Origin of the sequence: Streptomyces sp. NRRL B-24572 (assembly GCF_002156145.1) — a bacterium.
GTDB classification, from domain to species: Bacteria; Actinomycetota; Actinomycetes; order Streptomycetales; family Streptomycetaceae; genus Streptomyces; species Streptomyces vietnamensis.
The window spans coordinates 1-5,308 of the sequence record NZ_MWIG01000145.1 but is presented as its reverse complement, the minus strand read 5'-3'; the positions used below and the strand labels follow the sequence as shown (position 1 = coordinate 5,308).

The window sequence follows — 5,308 nt, the reverse complement described above, 5'->3', positions numbered from 1 at the left end:
CGACCCGGTCGGCCGCCGGGTCGCGGACGACCGCGCCGAGGATGCCGGCGGCGATGTCGGCGGGGCGCAGGACGCCGTCGCCGAAGTGGGCGGCGAGGGCGAGTCCACCGGTGACGACGGAGATCGCCTCGGCCGTGGAGAGCGTCCCCGAGGGGGACTTGACCCTGGTGCGGCCGTCGGCGGTGACGCCGTCCCGCAGCTCGCGGAAGACGGTGACGACGCGGCGGATCTCGTCGACGCCGTCGGGCGGGGAGGGCAGTCGCAGGGAGCGTCCGAGCTGCTCGACGCGGCGGGCGACGATGTCGACCTCGTCCTCGGCGGTCGCGGGCAGCGGGAGCACGACCGTGTTGAAGCGGCGGCGCAGGGCGCTGGAGAGCTCGTTGACGCCCCGGTCGCGGTCGTTGGCGGTGGCGATCAGGTTGAAGCCGGGGACGGCCTGCACCTCCTCCCCCAGTTCGGGGACGGGCAGGGTCTTCTCGGACAGGATCGTGATGAGCGTGTCCTGCACGTCGGCGGGGATGCGGGTGAGTTCTTCGACGCGGGCGGTCGCGCCCCGGGACATCGCGCGCATCACGGGGCTGGGGACGAGGGCGTCCCGGCTGGGGCCGTGGGCGAGGAGCCGGGCGTAGTTCCAGCCGTACCGGATGGCTTCCTCGGGCGTGCCGGCGGTGCCCTGGACGAGGAGGGTGGAGTCGCCGCTGACGGCGGCGGCGAGGTGCTCGGAGACCCAGGTCTTGGCGGTGCCGGGGACTCCGAGCAGGAGCAGCGCCCGGTCGGTGGCGAGCGTGGTGACGGCGACTTCCACGATGCGGCGCGGTCCGACGTACTTGGGCGTGATGACGGTTCCGTCGGGGAGCGTGCCGCCGAGGAGGTAGGTGGCGACGGCCCAGGGCGAGAGGCGCCAGCGGGCGGGCCGGGGCCGGTCGTCGGCGGCGGCGAGGGCCGCGAGTTCATGGGCGAAGGCGTGCTCGGCGTGCGGACGCAGGGCCTCGGCGGCGGTCTGCGGCCGTCCCGGCCCGGTGTCCGTCTCGACACCGGAACCGGGCTGCGCGATGGTTTCGGGCACGGGCATGGATCCCCCTCCAGATCGTTCGACCTGCTGTGCGATCCACCGTGCACCATGCCACTGACAATCGGATGTCACCGCTGGTCAGAGGCGTTGCCAGAGGCATTGCCAGAAGCGTCGTCAGGGGCGTTGTCAGTGGCGGCCTCTACCGTCGAGGACATGAATGGCATGGGGGTGCGCTGGACGGCTGAACAGGTGCTGGCACTGGCTCCTGACGAAGCGTCGCGCAGAGCGGGGAGCAAGCTCGGCACGGCCGGGCCCTGGTCGGAGACCGGGTGCGGCGACGGTGCCGTCTGGGGTCTGTGCAAGGGCAGCGGCAGCGCGCCGTACCGGACGGTCGTCGACACCACGGGCCCCGCGTACTCCTGCGGTTGCCCCAGCCGGAAGTTCCCCTGCAAGCACGCCCTCGGCCTGCTGCTGCTCCGGGCGGCGGACGGGATCGCCGCCGAGGACTCCCCCGCGCCCGACTGGGCCGCACACTGGCTCACCGCGCGGCGCGGCCGGGCCGCGGGCGCCGGACGGGAGGACGGGGACGCGGCCCCGGGGGCGCCGGCGGACCCCGAGGCCGCGCGCCGCAGGGCCGAGCGGAGGGCGGCCCGGATCACCTCGGGGGCGCAGGAGTTGGAGCAGCGGCTCGCCGATCTGCTGCGCGGCGGCCTGGCGGCGGCCGGGCAGGCGGGGTACGGGCTGTGGGAGGAGACGGCGGCCCGCATGGTCGACGCCCAGGCGCCGGGGCTCGCCGGGCGGGTCCGGGAGTTGGGGGCTGTACCGGGCTCGGGCCCTGGCTGGCCCGTGCGGCTCCTGGAGGAGTGCGCGCTGACCCATCTCCTCGACCGGGCGTGGCTGGCGGCGGACCGGCTGCCCGCCCCGTTCGCGACGACGGTACGGACCCGGGTGGGCCTCGCCTCCCCGGCCGACGGCGTCCCGGTGCGCGACCATTGGCTGGTCCTCGCGCAGTACGACGCGGCCGACGCCCGGCTGACCACCCGTCGGATCTGGCTGCACGGCACGAAGACCGGGCGCACCGCGCTCCTGCTCTCCTACGGCGCGGCGGGCCGGGCGCCCCGACTCGCGCTCCCCGTGGGCGCACTGCTCGACGGCGAGCTGACCCCGCACACCGGCGCCGGTCAGGTGCGGGCGGAGCCGGGCGAGCGGTTCGTCCCGGTCGAGGGCCCGGTCGCCCCTCCGGTGGGCGGGTCGGTCGGCGCGGCGCTCGACGCGTACGGCCGCGCGCTGGGCGAGGACCCGTGGCTGGACTCCTGGCCCGTGACGCTGAGCGGAGTCGTACCGGCGCCCGCGGAGTACGGCTGGCAGCTCGCCGACGCCGACGGCCGCGAGGCGCTGCCCCTGACGCCCGCCGCCCAGTCCCGGGCCGGGCTCTGGCGGCTGGTCGCCCTGTCCGGCGGTGCCCCGGTGACCGTCTTCGGGGAGTGCGGGCACCGGGGGTTCACCCCGCTCGCCGCCTGGTCGCCGGAGACCCCGGGCGAGACGGTCCCCCTCGTATGACGCCCGGCCCCATGACGTCAGCTCACATCGCTCCCGTCACATGACTCCCGCTCACATGACGTCAGCCCACATGACGCCCGCCCACCCGGCATCCGACCACCGCGCACCGACCCACCGGAGGAGCCCGATGGACACCACCACGACCACCTCCACCACACCCCCCGCCGATGACGCGGCGTGGGAGGAGCTCGTCAGCTCGGCGCTCCTCGGCACGGACCGGCGGCCTCCCGCCGGGCTCGCGGGCTCCACGGCGGCCCGGGACGTGCCGGGTGCGCTGCTCGGCGCCGCCGCGCTGCACACCGTACGGCGCAGGGCGGGGCTGCGGCCCGGGCCCGCCGCGCCCCTGCCGGAGCCCGCACCGGAGGACCCGCGCGCGCCGCTGCCCGAGGCGGCCCGGCTCCGCCTCGACCAGCTGCTCGCCGGCCGGGCCGCGCCCTCGCCCGCCGGGCGGCGCGGGGCCGCCCCCGACCTGGCCGAGCTGCTCCCCCAGTGGCTGGCCCTCGCCAACCGGCACGGCTACAAGGCGCCGCCCGCCGCCCTGCCGGCGCTGCTCGACGCGGCCAGGGCCCGCACCGATCTCCGGCCCCAGGCGCTCCGCCTCGCCGGGCCGCGCGGTCTGTGGCTGGCCCGGCTCAACCCCGAGTGGAGGTTCGCCCTCCGGGGCACGGGCGCGGCCGGCAACCTCCCGTCCCCGGGGGACCCGGAGGGGGTCCGTGCCCTGTGGGACGAGGGCCTGTTCGCCGAGCGGGTCGCCCTGCTCGCCGCCGTACGGACCGAGGACCCGGCCGCCGGTCTCGCACTGCTCGCGTCGACCTGGTCCGCCGAGCGGGCGGAGGACCGGCTGATGTTCCTGGACTCGCTGCGGGCCGGACTCTCCGACGCCGACGAGGAGTTCCTCGAGGAGGCCCTCGGCGACCGCAGCCGCAACGTCCGGGCCACCGCCGCCGAGCTGCTCTCCGCCCTGCCGGCCTCCGCGCTCGCGGGGCGGATGGCGGGCCGGGCCGCCACCTGCGTCGGCCTGGACCGTACGGCCCCGACGCCGACGATCACCGTCGAGGCCCCGCACGAGTGCGACGCGGCGATGCAGCGGGACGGCCTGGTGGCGACGCCTCCGGCGGGCCGGGGCGAGCGTTCCTGGTGGCTGGGCCAGCTCGTCGAGGCGGCGCCGCTGCCCGCGTGGCCGGCGAGGTTCGGGGGGCGCACCCCGGAGGAGATCGTGGCGCTGCCGGTCGCCGACGACTGGCAGGCCGAACTGCACGCGGCCTGGTGCCGGGCCGCCGTGCGCCAGCGGGACCCGGACTGGTCGCGCGCACTGCTCGGCTCCCCGGCGGTCCCGCCCGCGACGGGCCCCGGCACCTCGTCCCTGGCCGAGCGCGCCCAGCTCCTCTCGACGCTGCCCGTGGAGGAACGGGCGCGCTGGGTGGCCTCGTTCGTCGCGGCCCACGGTCTTTCGGAGGCGTTCCAGCTGCTTGGCGTCTGCGCCGTACCGTGGGCGGAACCGCTCGGCGCGGCGGTGATCGACGCCCTCGACATCGCGCGGGAGGCGGGCAGTTACCCGTGGAGCTTCAGCGGGGTGATGGGCCTGGCGGAGCGCTGCCTCGCACCGGAGGCGGCGCGACAGCTGGAGTCCCTGACGGCCCGTTCCGACGAGGCGGAGGACAGCTCCCCCGGCGCGGGCGACTACTGGTCGGAGGCCTTCCAGCGGCTGGTCTCCACGCTCCGTCTCCGCGCGGCGATGCGCGCGGAACTCACCCCACCGGACGCCTGACGGCTACCGGACGCCGTACACCCACCGAACTCCGCGCCGCCGCCCGGCCGCGTACGGCTTCCGGACACGCACCGCCGCTCGACCCCGTCGTAGGACCTCCGGACACGCACCGCCACCCGACCCCGTCGTACGGCCTCCGAAACACGCACCGCCTTCCCGTCCCGCACCGCCGTCCGGCTCCTGAGGCGCCGGACCGACCGGTCCGGCCGGTCCTCCGTGCCGGTACCACCTGGGCCGGGGGTCGCCCTCCGCCGGGGCGGCTCCCCTCCGGGACGGGACAGGGCCCTCCCGAGCGGGAAGGCCCTGTCATCGCATGCGCACCGCGCAGCGGATCACGCGGCGACGCGGACGTTCGCGTTCACCCAGTCGACGATGGACGCGGTCGTCGCGCCCGGCGTGAAGATCTCCGCCACGCCCTTCTCCTTGAGCGGCGGGATGTCCGCGTCGGGGATGATGCCGCCGCCGAAGACCTTGATGTCCTCCGCGTCGCGGTCCTTGAGGAGCTCCAGGACCTTCACGAACAGCGTGTTGTGCGCTCCGGAGAGGATCGAGAGGCCGATCGCGTCGGCGTCCTCCTGGATCGCGGTGTCGACGATCTGCTCGGGCGTCTGGTGGAGCCCGGTGTAGATGACCTCCATGCCGGCGTCGCGGAGCGCTCGCGCGATCACCTTGGCCCCGCGATCGTGACCGTCGAGACCCGGCTTGGCGACGACCACGCGGATCGGACCGCTCACACCCATGACTGCCTCCACATGCGACCCCCGCGCCTCATTGCCGGGGAGGTGAACGAACGTTATCCCCAGCATCCCGCACCCGGCCGTTTCGCGGTGGCCACCGAGGGGGAAATCACACGTGGGACATGTTCGCTCTGCGCCGTCCCCGCTTACGGGCCCTCCTCCTGGGCCCACCAGCCGCGAGCGGGGCCGGTCGCGAAGGGAGCCGCGACGAGGTCCGCCGCGCCCCGTGCC

The 5,308-nt window shown here is 76.0% G+C and carries 4 protein-coding genes; 2 read left to right on the top strand and 2 right to left on the bottom strand.

Translation table 11 applies throughout. From position 1 onward, the window contains the following. Positions 1–1,072: AAA family ATPase (locus CCN56_RS09330; RefSeq protein ID WP_256961878.1), on the bottom strand; the 1,072-nt coding region annotated here is incomplete at its 3' end. A 153-nt stretch (positions 1,073–1,225) separates the two neighbouring features. Between CCN56_RS09330 and CCN56_RS09325 the strand changes: the two genes are divergently transcribed. Further along, on the top strand, positions 1,226–2,572 hold the full coding sequence (locus CCN56_RS09325; RefSeq protein ID WP_256961877.1) for an SWIM zinc finger family protein: 1,347 nt from the start codon (positions 1,226–1,228) through the stop codon (positions 2,570–2,572). A 127-nt stretch (positions 2,573–2,699) separates the two neighbouring features. Then, the gene (locus CCN56_RS09320; RefSeq protein WP_086825410.1) at positions 2,700–4,340 is read left to right on the top strand and encodes a DUF5691 domain-containing protein; all 1,641 of its coding nucleotides are present in this window, start codon (positions 2,700–2,702) and stop codon (positions 4,338–4,340) included. Between the two features lie 332 nt (positions 4,341–4,672). On the opposite strand, the gene CCN56_RS09315 is transcribed toward CCN56_RS09320, so the two are convergent. Next, on the bottom strand, positions 4,673–5,080 hold the full coding sequence (locus CCN56_RS09315) for a cobalamin B12-binding domain-containing protein (RefSeq protein ID WP_041130843.1): 408 nt from the start codon (positions 5,078–5,080) through the stop codon (positions 4,673–4,675). Between the last annotated feature and the right edge of the window lie 228 nt (positions 5,081–5,308).